The following is a 1,375-nucleotide window of genomic DNA, read 5'->3' on the forward strand; positions in this document are numbered from 1 at the left end:
CCTTAGACAGTGTATTAGAGGAGGCTATCAAAAGATCTCTTAATTAATTTAGTAGCATCAGGGTTATTGTAATCGTTTGAGATATCCGCAGCACAGATATACATATACTTATAAACAAGAGCTAAGAGTAATTTGTCGACAAACCTGCGGCCCTCTTTTATTTTACTTAGTCAATCCACACCCACTACTGAATCTTGCCACCATGGTACCCACAGATTAGGGTATCAGATACGCGAACATTCGCATCAACACCCCTTAACCATTTTCCCTACACCAATCCTATCGGTTAGGGACTCAAACCTGCCACGTGCAGAAAACATGATTGGCGCCAAGAGTAGCAGAGAGTGCAGCCCAATAGTTCGCGCTATTCAAGGAACAAGCGCAGCTCGTTCCCAACTGTGGCCTATATGTCGATATAAAGTGCGCTCATGCAAGCCAGTTTCATGGCCTCGCCAGTACTCTAGATAATTCACAGACACCACCAGCCCAAGCGCATTATCTGTGAAAGGAACTGTATCAGGATTAGGGTACTTTTCTTTCAGCGCGTTAATACCCCGTTCTACCTCAAATGAGCCTTCCAGGGCAGCGCTCTGGTGCGCGACAGTATGATAAAAATGATCCAGCAACTTTGAAATATAAGGTTTATGCTGCCAGTGAGTTTCAAGAACCTCAGGACACATTAATGACAATTCACCCCGAACTCTAAATTGCTGTAGTAGCGAAGGATAGAAAAATAGCAGTTCTACCTTCGCCTCGTTTAAATGTAGTAGGTTCTTTTGGGCAAGTTTGTTCACAAACAGTACACAACTATCTGCATTGATTTCGCGTACGACCAAGGTGCGCATTCTTGGTTGAGACGCATCATTTTGCTCGAGTGTCGCGAGTGTGCAATATTTAGCACTGGGGTCCTGGTTTTGCTTGGCCTCTTGCCTAGCGTTCATCAACAAAGTCATAGGTTGATATTCAGTCATAAACTCTTCGCCCTGTTAATCTACGTAACCACTGCCAATAGCACTAAAGGGAAGCTCCAAGCCCAGTTCGGGCACCTGCGCTGCTATCCAAGCTGGAAAGGTGTTGCTGTTCGGGCCAGGAAAAACTTTATACTCGTTAGCCCAGGGGTAACGTTCAGCTAAAGCAACTATTTCTTCGATCAACTCTTCTGCTTCGTCACCTCGCTTATCCAAAAGAATTTGGGGCTGACTACCAAACCAATACCTATCAGGAATATCATTCTCGACTCTCAACACAGACAGTCCTCGTTTGGCACGCCAACCTATCACTTCAAGAACGGTATATTCAGAAGCATCTCTTGCTTTCACCGCAATCCAAGTATGTATCGCAAACCAACCTCGCCACCCCCATGCATCGGCACCAT

At 45.3% G+C, this 1,375-nt stretch carries 2 protein-coding genes; both read right to left on the bottom strand.

Annotation, left to right across the window (positions count from 1 at the left end):
• Nucleotides 1-368 precede the first annotated feature (368 nt).
• Nucleotides 369-971, bottom strand: coding sequence for a pyridoxamine 5'-phosphate oxidase family protein (locus A3735_RS24420; RefSeq protein ID WP_068510197.1), 603 nt, complete (start codon nt 969-971; stop codon nt 369-371).
• Nucleotides 972-986: 15 nt separating this feature from the next.
• Nucleotides 987-1,375, bottom strand: a 389-nt coding sequence (locus A3735_RS24425) for a DUF3750 domain-containing protein (RefSeq protein WP_068638803.1), incomplete at its 5' end; no start/stop codon positions are given.

It is taken from the genome of Oleiphilus sp. HI0061 (genome assembly GCF_001635675.1).